The sequence below is a fragment of the Thermostichus sp. MS-CIW-26 genome (assembly GCF_054059115.1).
This window is the reverse complement of the sequence record NZ_JBSSBV010000010.1, coordinates 58,767-76,487: the sequence shown is the minus strand read 5'-3', so window position 1 is coordinate 76,487 and position 17,721 is coordinate 58,767. Positions and strand designations below refer to the sequence as shown.

Genomic DNA, 17,721 nt, shown 5'->3' with positions numbered 1-17,721 from the left:
CACATTCATCCCGACCCTGCGCAATCCTATCGCAGTGGAAAGAAGTTTAAGTGTGGACACTGTGGATGGGAAGGGGATGCGGATTTGAATGGTGCAAACGTAATTGCGCTCTTGGGGGCTGCCGTAAACCAGCCTGGAGGTCCGGGCCTGTTTTGTTCTCTGGTAGGGCAGAGCAGGCTCAGGGCTACTGAAAGCCCGCTCCGTACCGCTTAGCGGTCGGAGTCGGGTAGTTTACCCAAATTCCTGTTCGATGATCCGCCATCGGGCAGTGATCACGCCTGGCTCTAGGCTGAGGCGGCTGACGACAAGTTCCAGGGCTTGGTCGTCGCGGGTCTGGGTGACTAGCTCTGCTTCGACTTTGACCAGATTGGGCTTGTCCTCCAGGTCTTCGCTGTAGAGGGCACGCAGTTTGAGATGGGTGGGAGCTATACCCTGCAGGAGCAAGGCGCGGATGTGGGCCTCTGCTTGGCTTTTGCAGATGAACGAACACTCATAGACCAGTTCCAGTTCTGTGCCTTTCAAAGGCTGCTGGTTGATGCGGTAGCCCAGTGGACGCAGCACAACGTTGGAGATCAACACAGCTGCGGCCCCAATGGCAGCTTGGGGAATGTACCCCGATCCGGCAAAGGCTCCCACCGCGGCTGCACACCAGATGGTGGCGGCAGTGTTCAGGCCACGGACGCTGGCTCCTTCCTTAAGAATCACGCCCCCGGCCAAAAAGCCAATCCCCGATACCACTTGGGCCGCAATACGGGTCGGGCTGCTTTCATCAGGGGTGAGAACCGAGAGCATGACAAACAAAGCTGCACCCGTGGCCACCAGGGTATTGGTGCGCAAGCCGGCCATGCGCTGCCGCCACTGTCGCTCCAGGCCAATGAGGGATCCCAGGACAAAGGCAACGGCCAAACGCAAGGTGAAGTCAATCCAGGTCATGCTCCGGTTCTCGTGAAAGGATAAAGTTTAGCCATCCTCATCTGGGATCCCAAGGGCAGTGGCTTCCTGTTGCAAGGTTTGCCAGAGGGCTTCCAGTTGAGCAAAGGCGGATTCTGGGGCCAGCTTACCACCTGTTTCTAAAGCACAGGTTATGCCCACCCGATAGGCATACTGCTGCAGCCGTGACCGAAATTGAGCAGCAGCCAAGGGAGATAGAACTTTCAAGGTCATGGCACACCTCCTAAATGTTTGCTGTAACCCTTCGTTGGTCAAAGGACACCTCGTAAAAGTGCTCTGCGCCGCCGTCGCGATGGCCTTGTGGCGAGACTCTGAAAGGCTGATTTCTCAAGAAGGGCTGGATTATTCGTTCCTGGAACGCGCTTTGCCGGTGAGGTGCCCCCTGGATCCAGCGCCGGCGCAGCCCTAGAGCTCCACTTCAATCCCGACTAGCCAAGCCACCAGGGTGAAATACACCCAGAGGCCGGTGAAGTCTTTAATGGTGGTGATAAAAGGATCCGCTCCGGGAGCGTGGTCAAAGCCCAGCTTTAACATCACCCAGGGCAAAATGGCGCCCAAGATAGCCCCCAAAGTGAGGACAATGGCCAGAGCCAAGCCCACCGCTAGACCCAATTGTGGGATCCCATTGGGTGCCCCCTGCCAGAAGTAGGCAATCACCCCAGCCGTGGCCCCCAGGATCAGACCGATAATGCCACCAATGCTGGCTTCCCGCAGCAAATAGGGGAAAAACTGCCGCACGTTGATGTGGCCCCAAGCCAAGCCACGGGCAAAGATGGTCGTAGATTGGGTGCCGACATTACCGCCCATATCCATGACCAAGGGGATGAAAATAGCCGCTGCCGTCACTGCTTGCAACACTTCCTCAAAGGTTTGGATCACTCCCCCCACCACCATGCCGCCAATCAAGGTGATGATTAAAAACGTGATGCGCAGGCGGACGGCATACCAACGGGAGCCTTTAACCAGGCGCTCGCTCCAAACCTTGTCTCGGCTGAGCAAGTTGCCCACCCCTGCTTGGGCCAGAGCGGCGTCGGTGGCTTCTTCTTCCACCAAGTTGATGACATCTTCAAAGGTGATATCTCCCACCAAGCGCCCTTCCGTATCCACCACCGGAATAGCCGGCAAGCCGGAATCTTTGAGCAAACGAGCTGCCTGGAGATCCCGGTCGGTAACCCGAGCAAAAGTATCCGATCCCTCAATCAGCTCCCGAATGGGCAAATCCGGATCTGCTTTCACGAGGCGCACGGTGCGAACCAAACCTTTGTAGAACCGCTGATCGTCCACCACAAAAATCACATCCAGCTCATCGTCTCCCAGTTGAGAGTCCCGCACGCTGGCCAGAGCAGCCCCGACGGTGATGGTATCCCGTACCGACAAGTAGCGCAGGTTCATCAGCCGACCGGCACTGCGCTCTGGATAACCCAGCAAGATATTCACTGCTTCCCGAGCTTCTGGGCTGAGGTTGGCAATGAGGCGCTTGGTTACTTTGGCCGGCAACTCCTCAAACAGACGCACCCGCTCATCCGGAGGTAAGGCTTCTACCAGCCGGATCACTTCTGGGCTTTCCATGCTGCGAATGAGATCGGCCTGCTCTTCGGGCCGCAGATACTCAAACACTGCAATGGCTTTGTCTTTTTCCAGCAAGCGGAAAGCCAAAACCCGCTGCCGAGGTGAAATCTCCATCAACTGCTGCACCAGCTCGGCAATGGGAGCGCGGTTGGCCTCTCGCTTGGCGGCTTCCAAGGAAGCAGGGGTTAGGAGATCGCGAAGAATGTTGTGCCGCATGATAAACCTCCGAACGTTGGGGTCAGCCGGGATGAAGAGAACCAGGAGGTCAACAGCCAACCGGTGCTCCGAGGCTCACAGGGAAGCCCTGAAACCCTTGGATGGCCGCGCAGCAAGCCGTAGGTCTAGCGCCAGGCCTCCAAGCCCAGCTTGGATCGCAAGCGCCCAAGCCAATAAAAGGGACTCCAAGGGATCCCCAGGCCTGCGGAAACCCCAAAACCCACAACGGGAAAGTCAAGGGGAATCCCCTCGGAATTACTCCTGATCTCCCCTTTTCTGAACAGGGCTGCACAAACCCATTGCTCAGGTAAGGCTCTGCTCAGCTCATCTGTTCGTCGCCGACTGAGAGAGCCACCCAAGTCAAAAGCTAGCTGGGAAAACTCTCCCACCCCTTCGCGTTGGCGAAACGGGATCCTCTCAAGCGACGACAGAAGCTGTCAGCGGGGAAAAGGAAGACACCAGTAAGAGCCCAATCTTCAAGAACGTGCTCCTCGAAGACCATCCACTGGTGGCTGGCGCTACGACTACCGGAAGCGTCCATGCTGTTGAACGTTTTCCTCCAAAAAGGTTAACCGAAACAACCCGGACAGCCAGAAGAGGATCTCTTCAGCTCCCTTTAGGCTAGTTGCAGGAGTGGGATCCCGTCAACCCTTTTTCTCCAGCTCATCCGGTGAAAAATTGGTGGGGCAGCTGGAGGGGTAAGATCGGGGTGAGCAGCAATAGCCCCCTTGTGGTTCCTCTCGTCTCGACATTGCCCTCAGCCTGACTCAGCAGAGTCTACATCTCGGTGGCTTGCGACCTTGAGCAACCCACGCCCTTCGCCGCCTCTGTTTTGTTAGTGGTTTTTGTTAGTGGTTTGTTGGTGGCCTTGCTTCAATGAGCTGCGCTTCCCATCTCCTACAGGTGCCGATGTCCTTGAGCTTATGGCCTCCCTTCCCCTCGTTGCCGTGATCTTGGGCACACGGCCCGAAGCCATTAAGCTGGCCCCGGTGATCCAAGCTCTGCATGCCAGTCCCCATCTGCGCACCGAGCTGATCTTGACCGGACAACACCGGGAAATGGTGGATCAGGTGATGCGGCTATTCGGTCTGCAAGCGGATCGGGATCTGGCGATCATGCGCCCCCGCCAAAGCTTGACAGACATTACCGAAGCCACCTTGCGGGGCCTGGAACTCTACTTTCAAGAGCAACATCCTCAACTGGTTTTGGTGCAGGGAGATACCACCACCGCCTTTGCGGCTGCCTTGGCAGCTTTTTACCACCGGATCCCGGTCGGGCATGTGGAAGCCGGACTGCGCACCGATGATCTCTACAATCCTTTCCCCGAAGAGGCCAATCGCCGCCTGATCTCTCAGTTGGCCAGCCTGCACTTTGCCCCTACCCCCCAAGCCGTTGACAACCTGAAGCGAAGCCACGTGGTGGGATCCATCCACTGCACCGGCAACACCGTCATCGACGCCCTACTGCAAGTGGCCTCCCAAGGGATCCCCTGCCCCATTCCCGGGCTGGACTGGCAGCGCTACCGTGTCCTGTTGGTTACCGTGCACCGGCGGGAAAATTGGGGGGATCCCCTAACCGCCATCGGCAAGGCTCTGCTGCAGATCTTGGCCGAGTTTCCCGATACCGCCCTTCTCTTGCCCCTCCATCCCAACCCCTTGGTGCGGGATCCCCTGCAAGCCCTGTTGGGATCCCATGAGCGGGCTTTTCTCACTGAGCCTCTGGACTATCCCCTCTGGGTGAGCGCCATGCAGCGCTGTACCCTCATCCTCAGCGACTCCGGCGGCATTCAAGAAGAGGCCCCTGCCCTGGGCAAACCGGTGCTGGTGCTGCGGCAGACCACCGAACGTCCTGAAGCGATTGCTGCCGGCACCGCCCGCCTGGTAGGCACACACCCCGAAAAGATCCTGAAGGCAGCCCGAGAATTGCTCACAGACCCACAAGCCTATGCCCGCATGGCCCAAGCCCAAAACCCCTTTGGCGATGGCACTGCCGCCCGGCAAATTCGCCACATCATCGAGCGGTGGTTTAACCCGCAAAGCCCTCGAGAAGAACAAAGTTAAGAATTAAAAGTTAAGAATTAAATAAGAATCAAAGATGTATAGACCGTTACCGGGAAAACCGTTTCTTTACCTATTGCTCTCAATAAGACAATTAATCTCAATAAGACAATTAATTAAGATAGAAAGCCTGACTCCAATCCAATTGACCCCAGTCCAATCAAGAGCGAGGATGCAAACCATGAGCACGACTGCAACTGCCACCACCGTTGTCCGGGTGCCGATTGTGGATGCCACCCCAGAAAATGTGCAACCCTTCGGCCAACTTATAGGGGACGATGTGGCCAATCCTGGGCTGGGGATCCCCTTTTATCAGGGGCGTGTCCTGGAAGGACAAAACATCGACTTTCAATACACCGGCAGAGCCGTTATCCGTACGGCTAAGATCCTGCCCGGATATCCACCTGTGCTCTGGCTGGAGCGCCACATGCGTATGACCCAGTTGTTTGTCGGCCTGGGGCAAGAGCCGTTCATCATGGTGATGGCTCCTCCCAACCATCCCAAAGAAGCTCCCGATCTCGACAAAGTACAAGCCCTGCGATTCCCTGCCGGGCATGGGCTGCTGCTGCACCTCGGCACGTGGCACGATTTCCCCATTGCCTGCGAGCGCCCCGTTGTGGTGCTAACCGCCAACTCCGAAGAAGTGGTGGAAGCCCTGGCCAGCATGAAAGGTGCCCAGGAAATGAATCAGGGGGATGTATTCAAAATTTCCCTCCCCCAACGGCTAAAAGCGGAGATCCACCTAGAGCTGGTGTAAACTACCCGACATCAACCGCTAGGCGGTACGGAGCGGGCTTTTAGTAGCCCTGCAGTTGGCAAGCCAACCACGAGCCTCTGGGGTGGTTTACAGCACCCCCAATCGACCGTTACCAGTGCCTTAAACAACCGTTTCTGGTGTCCGCAGCATTATTATAGCATTCCTCCCGACATCGACCCTACGGGTACAGTGCGGGGCTCCTGCAATTTCTAGCTGAATGCAAGTCCGGATCCCTGAATCTCTACAGGATGCCAAAGCCTCAGTTCTACAAAGTGGCGCTCTATCAGCCTTTGGCTGGATAGGGAACTCTTCGCCTTAACTGGGCCTTAACTAGGGCCAGACTCTTGTACCGAAACCTCCCTTTGGACCCTTCTTCCCCTGCAAGGGTCTAAGTATTCGAGAACACCTATTCTTACACACAAAAGCTTCGAGACAAGTTCAGAGAGAAATGCCTCTAGGCAAGAAAGGCTACCTGAGATTCTGCCGACAGGCGTCTTTAGGAGGGCCGTATTCAGCGGGAAGATTCACAAACGTCGGCAGCGTTGGCATCTGGAGGGAGTTGCTCTATATTAAATCAGCTAGCATATTCGATATTTGCCAGAATTTAAGTTATTGTGAGAGCTGACATGCCATCCAATTGGTCAGACATCCATCCTCTCAATCCTGGGCAAGGGTTGGGTTCAGCCCAGTCTGCGCCTTCCCATTGGAATGAGCGCCACAGGGGAGAAGGCTCTCATGCCGAGTATGAGAGGAACGGATCTCAGACCAGAGCGGCGGATCGTCCAGAGGAGATCATGCCGAGCAATGCCGCAAAGATTAAGGTTGTAGGCGTGGGGGGTGGGGGTGGCAACGCGGTCAGTCGGATGGCGGCCAGCAACCTTGTGGGCGTCGAGTTTTGGAGCGTCAACACCGATGCGCAGGCCCTTGCCCAGTCCTCGGCAGTGAACCGCTTGCAAATTGGGCAGAAGCTGACTCGAGGCTTGGGTGCAGGTGGTAACCCGGCCATTGGCCAGAAAGCTGCAGAGGAATCCAGCGAAGAAATATCGGCAGCCATCAAAGGGGCAGATCTGGTCTTCATTGCCGCCGGCATGGGGGGAGGCACGGGCACGGGTGGAGCACCCGTCATCGCCCAAATTGCCAAAGCCAGTGGTGCCCTGACGGTGGGAGTGGTGACACGGCCTTTTTCCTTTGAGGGCAAACGCCGCAGCAAGCAGGCCGAGGAAGGGATCCAAGCGCTGCGGGAGGCAGTTGATACCCTGATTGTAATTCCCAATGACAAGTTGCTTTCGGTGATCTCCGAGCAAACCCCTGTCCAAGAGGCTTTTCGCGTTGCTGATGATGTGCTGCGGCAGGGGGTGCAGGGCATCTCGGATATCATTCTCATTCCCGGCATGATCAATGTGGATTTTGCCGATGTGCGCAGCGTGATGGCCGATGCCGGCTCTGCCTTGATGGGAATTGGCATGGGATCCGGCAAGTCCCGCGCCCGCGAAGCCGCCATTACCGCTGTATCTTCGCCGCTTTTGGAAACCTCCATCGAAGGGGCTAAAGGTGTCCTCTTCAACATTACCGGTGGGCCGGATTTGTCCTTGCATGAGGTCACGGTGGCTGCCGAGATCATCGCCGAGGCAGTGGATCCCGAGGCCAACATCATCTTCGGCACCGTCCAAGACGAGCGCATGCAGGGGGAAGTGCGCATCACGGTCATCGCCACCGGTTTCCAAGAGAAAGCCCGTCCAGCCACCATCCCTGCTGCAACCAAAGTTTCTGCCTCCAACAAGTCGGGGGTTCCTAAGCCCACTCCCACGGGCTCTGGGCTGCCGCCTCGACAGCCTCCGGAGCCTGAGCCGCCGATGTCTGGAGGCTTAGATATTCCCGAGTTCTTGCGCCGCCGACGGCCCCCTTCGTAGGGTAGGGTGAAGGTATGCTGGTATCTTGGTGCCGGTTGTTGAGGGTGGGGAGTGCTTTGGGGTTAGGCCATGAACATTGTTGTCTTGGCGGGGGGGCGTTCGGCAGAACGTCAAGTTTCTTGGGTAACGGGTAAAGCCTGCAAACGGGCTTTGGAGGACCTGGGCCATCGGGTCAAGGTAATCGACCCAGATGAGGATCTGCCTCTGCGCCTTTGGCAGGAACGGCAAGCCGGCTGCGACTTCGTTTGGATTGCCTTGCATGGCCCTGGTGGCGAGGATGGGGTGGTACAGGGAATGCTGGACTGGCTGGGCCTGCCCTACCAGGGATCCGGGCCGCTGGCCAGTGCTCTGGCCATGGATAAGCTGGTCTCCAAGCAGATCTTTCGCGCCGCGGGGATCCCTACCCCCGATTGGCAGGTTTGGGACGACCAAAGCCCCCTCACTTGGGCTGACTGTGCGGCAGAGTTGGGATCCCCACTGGTGATTAAGCCCAGCAACAACGGCTCGACGGTGGGCATCAGCATTGTCCGGGATGAGAGGTCATTTGCTCAGGGGCTGGAGTTGGCCCGCTCAGTCTCGTCGCGGATTTTTCTGGAGCGCTATGTTCCCGGAAAGGAGATCACCCTCTCGATCTTGTCCGGCCAAGTTCTTCCGGCCATTGAGATCATCCCCGCCCAAGGCGACTTCTACGACTACGAAGCCAAGTACGCACCCGGTGGCTCGCGGCATTTGATCCCCTGTTCCCTCAGCCCGGCAGGGTTGGCCCGCTGTGAGGCTGCAGGTCTGAAGGCCTACCAGGCGTTGGGGTGCGAAGGCTTGGCGCGGGTGGATCTGCGGGTGGATCCCGAGGAAAATCCTTGGGTGTTGGAGGTGAATACACTGCCCGGCATGACCCCCACTTCCCTCTGTCCCGATGCGGCGGCAGCTCTGGGGTGGACGTTCACCGAGTTGGTGGAGCGAATGCTGCAGGATGCCTTGCAAAAAGCCCAATTGACCGGATCCCGGCATCCTCAAAGTTCATCGGCGACTCTCGGCAACGCTCCCTGAGGCTTTTCCCAAGACAAGAACAAGAACCTTTACCCAGCTCTTTCAGAGAAGGGCAACCAGCAAAAGAATCACCCCAATTCCAACAATCAGTACAGCTCCCCCCAGCCACACCCAGGAGATGCGGGACCTGCTGCCTATGTCGGTTTTCCCGACAGGATTCTCCGGCGCAGGTTCAGGCTTTGAGTTGACCGAATCCGGGGCAACAACTGTTAGATCCTGCAACAAGAAGTCGCCTTTTTTTTCCAACAGAACTGTGGTTTCTTCTGAGGCCAGCAGCGGGTTCAACAAGGGGGCCGTTTGCTCCCACTCGTATTCGGAATGTCCCGACTCACGCCCGTACACCGTGACCTGCTCCAAGCCGGGCAAGCCCAACGCCCTGAGCTCCGCCTGCACCCGTTCCATGAGATGGGGGTAGTCCACTCGGGCCGAGGAGGATCGATTCAGAAGAACGTGTAGATGACCTTGGCGGCGTTTGACCGCGATTTTGACCGGGGCAGCCAACCGAGCCTGCAACGCTTGGGCAATCTCAGCTTCGGTCATGGGGCAACATCCAAGGCATGCGAGTTAATTCTAATACAATCCTAGGGCAACGATGCAGAGGGCTACGGGGGCTCGGGGTAGAATGGGATGCGCGTTGGCGAAGAAAAGCAGAGCGTTCATCTTTTTCTCTCGCCGGATCCCTAGCCGGAAGTTCTATGCAAGAGAAAACCATTGTCCGCGATTACTTCAACTCCGTTGGCTTCGAGCGCTGGCGGCGCATTTATGGTGAAGAAGAAGTCAATTTCGTCCAAAAAGACATCCGCCTTGGCCATGCTCGCACAGTAGAGACGGTGTTGCAGTGGTTGGGGGATCCCTCGGGTTTACGCATTTGTGATGCCGGATGCGGGGTGGGCAGCCTCAGTTTGCCCTTGGCCACCAGAGGGGCGCAGGTGTTCGCCAGCGACATCTCGGAACAAATGGTGAGCGAAGCGCGCCGCCGCCAGCAAATGGAGCTGGGATCCACAGACAACCCACACTTTTGGGTCTCGGATCTGGAGGAATTGACGGGGGAATACGATGTCGTCATCTGCCTCGATGTGATGATCCACTACCCTGAAGCCGAGGCCCTGCGCATGCTAAAGCACCTGACCCGCCTGGCTCGGTCCCGCCTGATCTTCAGTTTTGCCCCCAAAACCCCCTGGCTGACGCTGCTGAAGAAAGTGGGAGAGTTCTTCCCCGGCCCCAGCAAAACCACCCGCGCCTATCAACACCGAGAGGCGACCTTGGTGAGCCAATTAACCGAATGGGGCTGGAAAGTGCAGCAGCGACAAACCATTCGCAGCCGCTTCTACTTTGCTTGGCTCCTCGATCTGGTTCGGTGACACTCGATCTGGTTCGTTAAACGGGAATGAAACATTTTCGTCTAGCTCCCCTCTCCCTCTGGCAGCGAGGCTGGGAGTAGGGGCAGCAGCGTGGAATGCTTGGGGAGTGTCTCAATCTAGTTTAAAAATGACTATAACGATCAGCTGAGGTTATCCAGTTGCTCCAGCAAATCGGGATCCGCCAACTTTTGTAGGGCAAGCCGCGCGTCATCCCGCACCCCCCAATCGGGATCGCGACTGGCGCTGGTCAGCAATTGCCTTGTTAGCATCGTGTAAACAATGGGATCCTCGAGAGCCAGTTTCACCTGTTGCCCCAGGATCCCCAAGCTCCAGGCACAGTTGCCGCGTACCGCTGCGATTGGATCTTGAGCCAAGCCCCGGCAGAGAGCTGCGACCACCTCATCCAATGCCGGGCCAGGCAACGCCTGCGCCTGGGCCAGTTGTCCGAGGGCACTGGCAGCCCACAATCGCACTGCCGCGATATCCCCGGCCAACACTTCCAGCAACACCGGGTACGCCCGCGGATCCTTGGCATTGCCCAACGCCCACACCAAGCCTTTGCGCACATAGCCGTTCCAATCCCAGCGCAAGCCCTCGATCAGCACCTCCACCTCAGCGGGATCCGGATTCCGACCTAGGGCATAGGCTGCTCCCACCCGCACCAACGGGCAGGGATCCCGGACTAGGGCCAGCAGGGGTTTAACGGCGCGGGGTTCTTCGATCTCACAGAAGGCGCGGGCCGCCTGCATCCGCAAATAGGGATCCGGATCCTGCAACTGCTGCAGCATCAGCTCCACATCCACCTCCGGCGGTGAGTGAGGTGGCAGCTCGTCTAGGGGCTCAAGGGGGGAAAAAGCGTCTTCTTGCATGAAAGGGTGCCCAGGTGTTGGCGGAGGGGACGAGGGCAAAACTTGCCCTTCCTCAAGGCAAAAGCCAGAGCCACAACAACCAAACCAGCAGCAGAGTTGCTGCCCATCATAAACTGCCGGGATCCTCCATCTGATCTGCTCTTTCCGGTTAGGATCCCGGCACCCTAAGCAAGTCCGCTCCTTCCAACACCCGCGCCGAGCGGATCACATCTCCCACCTGGATGCGCTCCACCCACTCCATCCCCTCGGTGACGTAGCCGAACACGGCATAGCGCCCGTCCAAAATCGGCAGAGCAGAGAGGGTGATGTAAAACTGGGAAGAGGCTGAGTCAAGTGGGCTAGAACGGGCCATGGCCACCGCCCCCAAACGATGGGGCAAGAGCAACTTACTCAGAGCAGCGGGATCCTGGATCAAGGTGTTGTAGCGGGGGTAGGGTTCCCCACGCAACCGAATTTCTAGGGGGATGGTGCGCAGGCGGTTGCTCCCCGGCTCTGTTGCACCCCCTGTGCCGTCACCACGGGGATCCCCACCCTGCACCACAAAAGGCTGCGGATCCTTTTCCACCCGATGGAAGGTGAGGCCATTGTAAAAGCCCCGCTGAACCAAATCCACGAACTGGCCGCCGGTCAGGGGTGCCGCTTCCCCGTGGATCTCCAGGATCACCTTGCCTACCCCCTCAGCAGTTTGCACCTCCAGCTCCACCACTGCCTCCCCTTGCAGTTGCGGGCGGTCAGCATAGGCCGCCGGGATCCCAGAGGGGGATTCTGAGAGGGGGGGTGTGCTGCGACAAGCCAACAGCCCGAGACAGAGGTATCCCAGAACTAAGCCCACTCCCACTCTGCAGCGGCTCATTCGCCCCAGCTTGGCGAATTTCATCTGCCCCTTCTCCTTCAATCCAATCTCCCACCCTCCAGGCGCTGCTCAACCCAGCAGGGATCCCTATCCAGGTGATTCAGATCCGCTGCGACAGCCCCAACTGCAAGGTAACGCTTTGAGCACCATTGCTCACCCTCACACCGTAGGGGCTGATGGAGGTAACCCGCCACTCTGCTTTCACCGCATGGCCAACAGCCACCTGACGTACTACGTTGTCGATCAAAATCAGGGCCTTGGGAGCACCTGGATCGTGGATCAATCCCACCAGCTTCATTTGCGGCACAGGCTGGGGTGGGATCCGCGCTGGCACCGGAGGCGCAGGTACCCTGGGGGGAGAGGGAAGACCAGCCCCTCTTGAAGCAAGAGGAGCGGCAACAGTCGGCGGTTTTGCCGGTTCGACCAAGACAGCCTTTGCAGAATCCTCAGGTGGAGCTTTGGGGTTTTCATCCACATCAGCAGCAGTGGGAAGCAAGGGCTCCTGGTGAGCATCGGAATGGGAAGAATTGGGTGCCTCAGCCAAGGGATCCCGAGTGGCCTGCGAAAAAACCACCGCCCGCGGGCGCAGGGTCATCCAAAAAGCCAGCCCTGCCACCAAGGTAGCGGCCAAAGCCATACCCAGCAGTAATCCTCCGGCAGCAGAGAAGCGTCGGGAAGGCAGTGGGGGCCGTGTGCCGAGGTAAGGATATTCGCCGGCTTCTGACAGTCCCTCTTCCAAGCTGTTCTCCAAATCCTCGAACAGCTCATCCAACAGAGAATCTGCCTGCTTGACTTGGCCAGACCATGCCCAAGGGGAACGACGGCCTCTGCCCGCTGAAGCATCTAACCCGGACATACAACCTCCCTAGCCTGAGCGGCGGGGATCCCGAGGAGTTGAGACACTCAGCCAACAGTTGCCGTCTATCGCCCAAAGGCTCTCAAAGGAGCCGCATTTCCGGGTACTCGGTCAACAGCGCCTCTGCCGACAGGGTGTCTCCCTCCAACTGCGGCGTCCACAGCACTTCGATGGCCACAATCCGATCTGCCGGAATCGAAGCCAGCTGCAACAGGCACTGCCGCAGATCCGCCATGGAGTTAACTACAGGTAGTGTACCCAAGTTACCACGATACGCAACCAGTAGAGTTACCAGCAGGTACTCGCCAACATCTGGGATCCCAGCAGCAGATCGCTGCAGCGCCGCTTGGGAGACTTGTTGGATCTGGTTGTTGCGGTTGCTGAGGCTTTCGACGCTGAACTTGCTCCGTTCTTGTAAAGAGGCTTGATAGAACAGGGATTCGGCGCGGGAGAGGGGCAGCTTCTCCGCTTGGGCATGGCCATAGGCCCAGTAGTCGCTGTAGCGCATCAAGCCAAGGGTGACCTCTTGCAACAGTTGGCTCAGCCCTTCTGGCGACTGAGTATCCGCCTCCAGAGCCAGGGCGTTCATGTCTTTCTGCAGTTGCCGGGCGCTGGCCAGCAGGCCCACTTTCACCTGCGCAACGGTTACCTGGGGATCGCGAACCCCAATGCTATCGTCCCCTTCTTCGGATCTGATCCCCGAGCGCAGTGTCTGCACCAAAAAGCTACCTGCCCCAATCAAGAGCAGCAGTGTCAGCAGGCCGCCACCCCCTCCCCAGAAAAAGGGCACCAGCAGCGGAAAACCGAAGCCGCCTCCATAGCTGGGGTAGACAGGAGCTGAGTAGTGCGGGCCAATCGAGCGGGGGGCAGAGAACGTCGGAGACCGGAAAGATCCGCCGCCAATGCGACCGCCACTGCGTGCCCAAACAGCGCCTATGGGAGCCAGGGCCAAGGTCAAGGCCAGGGCAATGGCCAGCAGAGGCCGGCAGACGCGACCGATTCGTTTCAGCATGATCACAATGTTTTCGTCCATCACGGGGCTAGTCTTTCTTAATTCTACGCTTTCTCGTTGGCGGGAATAGGGGCGGAAACCGATCCCCCACCCGGCCATCTCACTTGTTCAATTCTTCTGTGTTGATTCTTTGTGTACTGAGCCGGCCAATGACCGTCAACCAATCGAGGCAGAGCCATGCTACGGTCTGGGAGGTTGCCAGGAGGAGGGCAAACAACAGCAATGCAAACTCAGGCTAACGTCCAAGTCGTCCAAGTCGAGGAAAGAGAGCGGGCATCTTCTCCACCCCGTGCCCAGATTCGGCTGTTGGTGGTGGATATCGATGGCACGATTGCCGGGCCTTCCAACCAGGTTTCAGAGCCGGTTCGGGAGGCCATTCAGAAGGCCAAAGCAGCAGGGGTGCGAGTAGCCATCGCTACGGGTCGCATGCATCGTTCTGCCGAGCGGTTCCACTACGCGATTGGGGCCGATATGCCCCTATGCAGCTACCAGGGGGCTTTAATTCGGGATCCCGATAGCCAAAAGACCCTAAAGCACTGGAGCCTGGACTGGCCGCTGGCCGAGGAGTTGTTGCAAGCGTTGCAGGATCAGCCGGTGGGGGTTCACCTCTACATCGATGACCAGCTCTACTTACGGGAGCTGAGCCCTCTCAGTCAGGCCTATGCTGAGCGCTCTCAGGTGCCGTTCCAGATGTTCTCTTCCGCCCAATACGGACGAAGCCCCACCAAGATCCTGGCTGTTTCTGAGGATACCGAGTTCCTGCAGGAATTGCAGGGATCCCTGCGGCGGCGGTATTCCCCTGACCAGCTCTACCTCACCCGTTCAGAGCCGATTTTTCTCGAGGCTACCCATCCGGCGGTGAACAAGGGCAATGCCGTTCGTTTTTTGGCCGAGGAAATGCTGGGGTTGTCGGCGGAGCAGGTGATGGCCATTGGCGATGGCGACAACGACATTGAGATGCTGCGGTATGCGGGGATCGGGGTGGCGATGGGAAATGCCTCGCCTGCTCTCTTGCCCCATGCCGATTGGATTGCCCCTCCTGTGGCAGAAGACGGGGTGGCGGCAGCCATCGAGACCTTCATCCTCAGCTAGGCAGGGATCCCATGCTGGGTCTGGCTTCTTCTCCCTTTCCTGAGGTCACCCTGCGTCCGGCGCAGCAACAGGCGTTGGCCTACCAATCGGGGCCGCTGGGGATCGCCGCCGTTCCGGGGAGCGGCAAGACCTTTATTCTGGAGCTGTTGATCGCCGATTTAATTCTCAATCGGGGGATCCCACCGGAGCGCATCGGGGTGTTCACCTACATGCGTTCGGCGCGGGGCAACTTGATCAGCCGCATCAATCAACGTTTGCAACGGGCGGGGTATCCGGATCGCTTTACCCAGGCCTTTACCCTGCATTCTTTGTCGTTGCGGGTGTTGCGGGAGGCCCCCAGCCGTTGGGAGGAGCTGTCTATTTTGGAGGGATACGAACAGGAGCGGTTGCTCAGCCGCCTGTGCCGCGCTTGGCTCGTCCGCCATACTCAGCTCTGGGAGCCGCTGATCCCCGGCGACAACAACCCGCAAAAGATCGCCCAAAACCGAGCCCAGTTCCGGCGCAGTTTCCAGCAGATGGTGCAGGTGGTCATCAGCAGGGCCAAGAATCTGCGCCTGGGGCCAGAAGTGATCCCCAGCGAGGGCTATCTGGGCTGGGCTGCTCCCATCTACGCCGGTTATCAAGCGGAATTGCGTCGCCTGGGCAAGTTAGACTACGACGACCTGGGCTGGCAAGCAGTGGATTTGATCGAGGGCAGTCCGGAGCTGCGGAAGCAGGTGCAGAACTGGTACGACTACCTGTTCGAGGATGAGGCCCAAGACAGTTCCCCCCTGCAGGAAGAGCTGCTGCGGCTGCTCAGCCAACGCACCGGCAACCTGGTGCGGGTGGGGGATCCCAACCAGAGCATCATGGGCACCTTTACCAGCGCCGAGCCGCGGCTGTTTCGCGCCTTTTGCCAGGCCAGTCCTCAGGTGGTGCTCTTGGATGAATCCAGCCGCAGCGCCCCCCAGATCATCGCTTTGGCCAACCGCCTGGTGGAGTGGGTGAATCAGCAGCACCCCATCCCGGCTTTGCGCACCGCTCTGGCCCCCCAGCCCATTCAACTGGCCACCTCCGGTGGCCAAAACCCCCCGGCCAGCGAGGGTGGTGTGGACTTTCTGCGGGTTGTCGGATCCCCGGAAGAGGAGCTGCAACAGGTGGCGCGGCAGGCCATTGCAGCCGCCCAAGCTTTTCCCGGCCAAACGGTGGCCATTCTGGTCACCACCAACGAGCTGGGGGGCAAAGCCCTCAGCTATCTCCAGGAAATGGGAGCGGAGCGGGTGATCGATCTGTTGCGGGGCAGTCCCAGTCAGCGGCGGGTGTTGTTGCAGCTCAAGGGAATCATCGACTGGTTTGCCCAGCCCACTGCCCCCACTCGCTTGGCTGCTGCTGTGGATTGCTTGGCGGATTGGGCGGGGATCCCACGTGCTGAACTGGGACCGATGTTGAGGTGGATCCGCGCCTCTCTGCCGGAGCGGCTGCTATTTCCCAACTTTGGTGAGGCTCCCGCTCTGCCCGATGGCCCGCCTTGGCAGAACTTGGGCAGGCTGCTGCGCACCCTTGCCGGTTGGCTCCGGGCCGGGCGCTCCCCTTGGCCGGAGGTGCTGAATGTGATCGTTCAAAGCCTCTACCGCAAGCCGGAAGAGCTGTTTGTGGGTCGCTATGTAATCGATCAGCTGGAGCAGGTGCTGGGATCCCTGCCCGAAACCGATTGGCAGGAGATCGCCCAAGAATTTCAAGTGATTCTGGATCACCGCCTCAACAACTTGCCTTCGGAGATCTTCGCCTTCGACCCAGAGCCGGGCAGCATCACCGTTTCGACTCTGCATCGCGCCAAGGGGCTGGAATGGGATCAGGTCTTCATCCCCCAAGTGTCGGCCTACGAGTTTCCCACCCAGTACGGGGAGCGAACCCTGGGGCTGAAGTTTTTGGATGAAGTGGATATGCAGGCAGAGGCTCTGGCTCAGTTGCGACAGCTCAGCCCCAAAGGCGGCTGGGATCTGCAGGCCGACTCGGCCACCAAGCAAGCCTTTTTGGACTTGGCAGCGGAGCGGCTGCGGCTGCTGTATGTGGGCATCACCCGCAGCAAACGACGGCTCACCCTCTCGGTATCCAGCCAATCTCGCTTTGGCACAGAGCAGAGTTCATCTTTGGTGTTTCGGGTGTTAAGTCGCAGTTTTAGGGCCGGTTGACCGGGTGAGTCTCTCGTTCTTCATGGATTGGCAACCTGCTAGCATGGCTAAGCCCGATAGCGCTTGCGCGCCGCCTTGCGGCAATGGGGCAGTCTTTCAGAAGCTATGGATATTCTGCAATGCAACCTCGGCGTATTGCCCGCGAACTGGCCCTGCTGGGGGTCAATCAACTGCCAGCCACGGCGGCCAAACTGAGCGAAAAACAACTGGAGGACTTGCTGCTGGCAGCCATTCGCGCCCTGAGCGAAGAGACCCATGAAACCCTCTCCGCAGCGGCGGCGGAAATTCAACGCAGTGACCGTTTGTTGCACGAGAGCGATCCCCTGTTGTTGGCCGATTCGGATCCCAAAGAAGAGGGTGGATCCCGCTCCGTCACCCTCCGCCTTCATCAAGCCCAACGGCACCTGCAGCGCCTGGAAATTACTCTAAAGGAGGCGAAGGTTCCTGACCCCAATGCCTTACGGGGGGAATTGCTGGAGCTAATCCAGCAGGTGCAAGTGGCCCTCGGCAACGCCGGCCAAGCCTTAGAACACCTGGAACAGCGGCTGCACAGCGTCCGCCACATCTTGGATGAGGCTGTCCAGTTGTCCCAAAGAGCAGTCAACCGGGTGGGCGTTGCCCTGTCCATGCCGGAACTGTTGTACATTGCCCAATCCCAAGAAGTGCGCGCCTACGCTTTGCAACTGTTAACTGCCCTGCGAACCCACAAGGAGGCGATCGATGCTCGTTTGCAAAAGGCTTTGGTGGGTTGGCAATTGCAGCGGGTTGGTCGGATCGAGCGAGATATCCTGCGCCTGGCGGTGGTGGAGATGGAAATACTGGCCAGCAGCCCCGTGAAGGTTGCCATCAACGAAGCTGTAGAATTGGCCAAAAAATACGGGGATCCTGAGGCCGCCGCTTTCGTCAACGGAGTGCTGCGACGGGTAGTGGACAGCCAGATGGAGACCCACCGGGGTCGGGATCCCTCCCTCCCTGGTTCTGGTTCCGGGGGCTGAGCAGA

The 17,721-nt window shown here is 58.6% G+C and carries 16 protein-coding genes and 1 pseudogene; 9 read left to right on the top strand and 8 right to left on the bottom strand.

Going from position 1 to position 17,721, the window contains the following annotated elements:
* Positions 1–213: pseudogene (locus ACVWZU_RS05525) on the top strand (RNA-guided endonuclease TnpB family protein); the annotation flags it as partial.
* Positions 214–231: 18 nt separating this feature from the next.
* On the opposite strand, the gene ACVWZU_RS05520 reads toward ACVWZU_RS05525, so the two are convergent.
* The 3 genes from ACVWZU_RS05520 to mgtE form a co-directional block, all read right to left on the bottom strand.
* Positions 232–933 (bottom strand): MgtC/SapB family protein, encoded by a 702-nt coding sequence (locus ACVWZU_RS05520; protein WP_011433697.1) that lies wholly within the window; start codon positions 931–933, stop codon positions 232–234.
* 27 nt (positions 934–960) lie between these two features.
* Positions 961–1,164, bottom strand: a complete 204-nt coding sequence (locus ACVWZU_RS05515) for a DUF7219 family protein (protein WP_238376758.1) — start codon at positions 1,162–1,164, stop codon at positions 961–963.
* A 192-nt stretch (positions 1,165–1,356) separates the two neighbouring features.
* Positions 1,357–2,736: a magnesium transporter gene (gene mgtE, locus ACVWZU_RS05510; protein WP_457443783.1), complete on the bottom strand. Its 1,380-nt coding sequence runs from the start codon at positions 2,734–2,736 to the stop codon at positions 1,357–1,359.
* Between the two features lie 923 nt (positions 2,737–3,659).
* Between mgtE and wecB the strand changes: the two genes are divergently transcribed.
* The 4 genes from wecB to ACVWZU_RS05490 all read left to right on the top strand — a co-directional run bounded on the left by wecB (position 3,660) and on the right by ACVWZU_RS05490 (position 8,507).
* The gene (gene wecB / locus ACVWZU_RS05505) at positions 3,660–4,796 is read left to right on the top strand and encodes a non-hydrolyzing UDP-N-acetylglucosamine 2-epimerase (RefSeq protein WP_457443781.1); all 1,137 of its coding nucleotides are present in this window, start codon (positions 3,660–3,662) and stop codon (positions 4,794–4,796) included.
* A 178-nt stretch (positions 4,797–4,974) separates the two neighbouring features.
* Positions 4,975–5,550, top strand: coding sequence for an ureidoglycolate lyase (locus ACVWZU_RS05500; protein WP_457404296.1), 576 nt, complete (start codon positions 4,975–4,977; stop codon positions 5,548–5,550).
* Positions 5,551–6,176: 626 nt separating this feature from the next.
* A complete protein-coding gene (ftsZ, locus tag ACVWZU_RS05495) occupies positions 6,177–7,460 on the top strand; it encodes a cell division protein FtsZ (protein WP_457443779.1) in 1,284 nt (427 codons plus the stop codon).
* A gap of 69 nt (positions 7,461–7,529) precedes the next feature.
* Entirely contained in the window at positions 7,530–8,507 is a 978-nt protein-coding gene (locus tag ACVWZU_RS05490) for a D-alanine--D-alanine ligase family protein (protein ID WP_414407460.1), read from the top strand.
* 42 nt (positions 8,508–8,549) lie between these two features.
* On the opposite strand, the gene ACVWZU_RS05485 is transcribed toward ACVWZU_RS05490, so the two are convergent.
* The gene (locus ACVWZU_RS05485) at positions 8,550–9,047 is read right to left on the bottom strand and encodes a hypothetical protein (protein WP_457443777.1); all 498 of its coding nucleotides are present in this window, start codon (positions 9,045–9,047) and stop codon (positions 8,550–8,552) included.
* Positions 9,048–9,202: 155 nt separating this feature from the next.
* On the opposite strand from ACVWZU_RS05485, the gene bchM reads away from it, so the two are divergent.
* Positions 9,203–9,868, top strand: a complete 666-nt coding sequence (gene bchM / locus ACVWZU_RS05480) for a magnesium protoporphyrin IX methyltransferase (RefSeq protein WP_457443768.1) — start codon at positions 9,203–9,205, stop codon at positions 9,866–9,868.
* A 140-nt stretch (positions 9,869–10,008) separates the two neighbouring features.
* Here the strand turns inward: bchM and ACVWZU_RS05475 are convergent, their stop codons facing one another.
* The 4 genes from ACVWZU_RS05475 to ACVWZU_RS05460 all read right to left on the bottom strand — a co-directional run bounded on the left by ACVWZU_RS05475 (position 10,009) and on the right by ACVWZU_RS05460 (position 13,479).
* Complete coding sequence (locus ACVWZU_RS05475; protein ID WP_414343657.1) at positions 10,009–10,737, bottom strand: HEAT repeat domain-containing protein; 729 nt, start codon at positions 10,735–10,737, stop codon at positions 10,009–10,011.
* A gap of 148 nt (positions 10,738–10,885) precedes the next feature.
* Positions 10,886–11,614: a peptidylprolyl isomerase gene (locus ACVWZU_RS05470; RefSeq protein WP_457443766.1), complete on the bottom strand. Its 729-nt coding sequence runs from the start codon at positions 11,612–11,614 to the stop codon at positions 10,886–10,888.
* Between the two features lie 76 nt (positions 11,615–11,690).
* Positions 11,691–12,446 (bottom strand): hypothetical protein, encoded by a 756-nt coding sequence (locus ACVWZU_RS05465; protein WP_457404281.1) that lies wholly within the window; start codon positions 12,444–12,446, stop codon positions 11,691–11,693.
* Between the two features lie 82 nt (positions 12,447–12,528).
* Positions 12,529–13,479: a DUF1517 domain-containing protein gene (locus ACVWZU_RS05460; RefSeq protein ID WP_457443764.1), complete on the bottom strand. Its 951-nt coding sequence runs from the start codon at positions 13,477–13,479 to the stop codon at positions 12,529–12,531.
* A gap of 201 nt (positions 13,480–13,680) precedes the next feature.
* Between ACVWZU_RS05460 and ACVWZU_RS05455 the strand changes: the two genes are divergently transcribed.
* From ACVWZU_RS05455 to nusB, 3 genes are all read left to right on the top strand, one after another.
* Positions 13,681–14,550 (top strand): Cof-type HAD-IIB family hydrolase, encoded by an 870-nt coding sequence (locus ACVWZU_RS05455; RefSeq protein WP_457443762.1) that lies wholly within the window; start codon positions 13,681–13,683, stop codon positions 14,548–14,550.
* A gap of 11 nt (positions 14,551–14,561) precedes the next feature.
* The gene (locus tag ACVWZU_RS05450) at positions 14,562–16,721 is read left to right on the top strand and encodes an ATP-dependent helicase (protein WP_457443760.1); all 2,160 of its coding nucleotides are present in this window, start codon (positions 14,562–14,564) and stop codon (positions 16,719–16,721) included.
* A gap of 119 nt (positions 16,722–16,840) precedes the next feature.
* Positions 16,841–17,716, top strand: a complete 876-nt coding sequence (gene nusB / locus ACVWZU_RS05445) for a transcription antitermination factor NusB (RefSeq protein WP_457443758.1) — start codon at positions 16,841–16,843, stop codon at positions 17,714–17,716.
* The last annotated feature ends 5 nt before the right edge of the window (positions 17,717–17,721 follow it).

What these genes read in the sequence shown, in the direction of transcription:
- ACVWZU_RS05485 (WP_457443777.1), bottom strand. Translation starts at nt 9,047, where the DNA reads ATGACCGAAGCTGAGATTGCCCAAGCGTTGCAGGCTCGGTTGGCTGCC.
- ACVWZU_RS05465 (WP_457404281.1), bottom strand. Translation starts at nt 12,446, where the DNA reads ATGTCCGGGTTAGATGCTTCAGCGGGCAGAGGCCGTCGTTCCCCTTGG.
- ACVWZU_RS05520 (WP_011433697.1), bottom strand. Translation starts at nt 933, where the DNA reads ATGACCTGGATTGACTTCACCTTGCGTTTGGCCGTTGCCTTTGTCCTG.
- mgtE (WP_457443783.1), bottom strand. Translation starts at nt 2,736, where the DNA reads ATGCGGCACAACATTCTTCGCGATCTCCTAACCCCTGCTTCCTTGGAA.
- ACVWZU_RS05450 (WP_457443760.1), top strand. Translation starts at nt 14,562, where the DNA reads ATGCTGGGTCTGGCTTCTTCTCCCTTTCCTGAGGTCACCCTGCGTCCG.
- ACVWZU_RS05470 (WP_457443766.1), bottom strand. Translation starts at nt 11,614, where the DNA reads ATGAAATTCGCCAAGCTGGGGCGAATGAGCCGCTGCAGAGTGGGAGTG.
- wecB (WP_457443781.1), top strand. Translation starts at nt 3,660, where the DNA reads ATGGCCTCCCTTCCCCTCGTTGCCGTGATCTTGGGCACACGGCCCGAA.
- ACVWZU_RS05455 (WP_457443762.1), top strand. Translation starts at nt 13,681, where the DNA reads ATGCAAACTCAGGCTAACGTCCAAGTCGTCCAAGTCGAGGAAAGAGAG.
- ACVWZU_RS05490 (WP_414407460.1), top strand. Translation starts at nt 7,530, where the DNA reads ATGAACATTGTTGTCTTGGCGGGGGGGCGTTCGGCAGAACGTCAAGTT.
- ACVWZU_RS05460 (WP_457443764.1), bottom strand. Translation starts at nt 13,479, where the DNA reads ATGGACGAAAACATTGTGATCATGCTGAAACGAATCGGTCGCGTCTGC.
- bchM (WP_457443768.1), top strand. Translation starts at nt 9,203, where the DNA reads ATGCAAGAGAAAACCATTGTCCGCGATTACTTCAACTCCGTTGGCTTC.
- ftsZ (WP_457443779.1), top strand. Translation starts at nt 6,177, where the DNA reads ATGCCATCCAATTGGTCAGACATCCATCCTCTCAATCCTGGGCAAGGG.
- ACVWZU_RS05475 (WP_414343657.1), bottom strand. Translation starts at nt 10,737, where the DNA reads ATGCAAGAAGACGCTTTTTCCCCCCTTGAGCCCCTAGACGAGCTGCCA.
- nusB (WP_457443758.1), top strand. Translation starts at nt 16,841, where the DNA reads ATGCAACCTCGGCGTATTGCCCGCGAACTGGCCCTGCTGGGGGTCAAT.
- ACVWZU_RS05500 (WP_457404296.1), top strand. Translation starts at nt 4,975, where the DNA reads ATGAGCACGACTGCAACTGCCACCACCGTTGTCCGGGTGCCGATTGTG.
- ACVWZU_RS05515 (WP_238376758.1), bottom strand. Translation starts at nt 1,164, where the DNA reads ATGACCTTGAAAGTTCTATCTCCCTTGGCTGCTGCTCAATTTCGGTCA.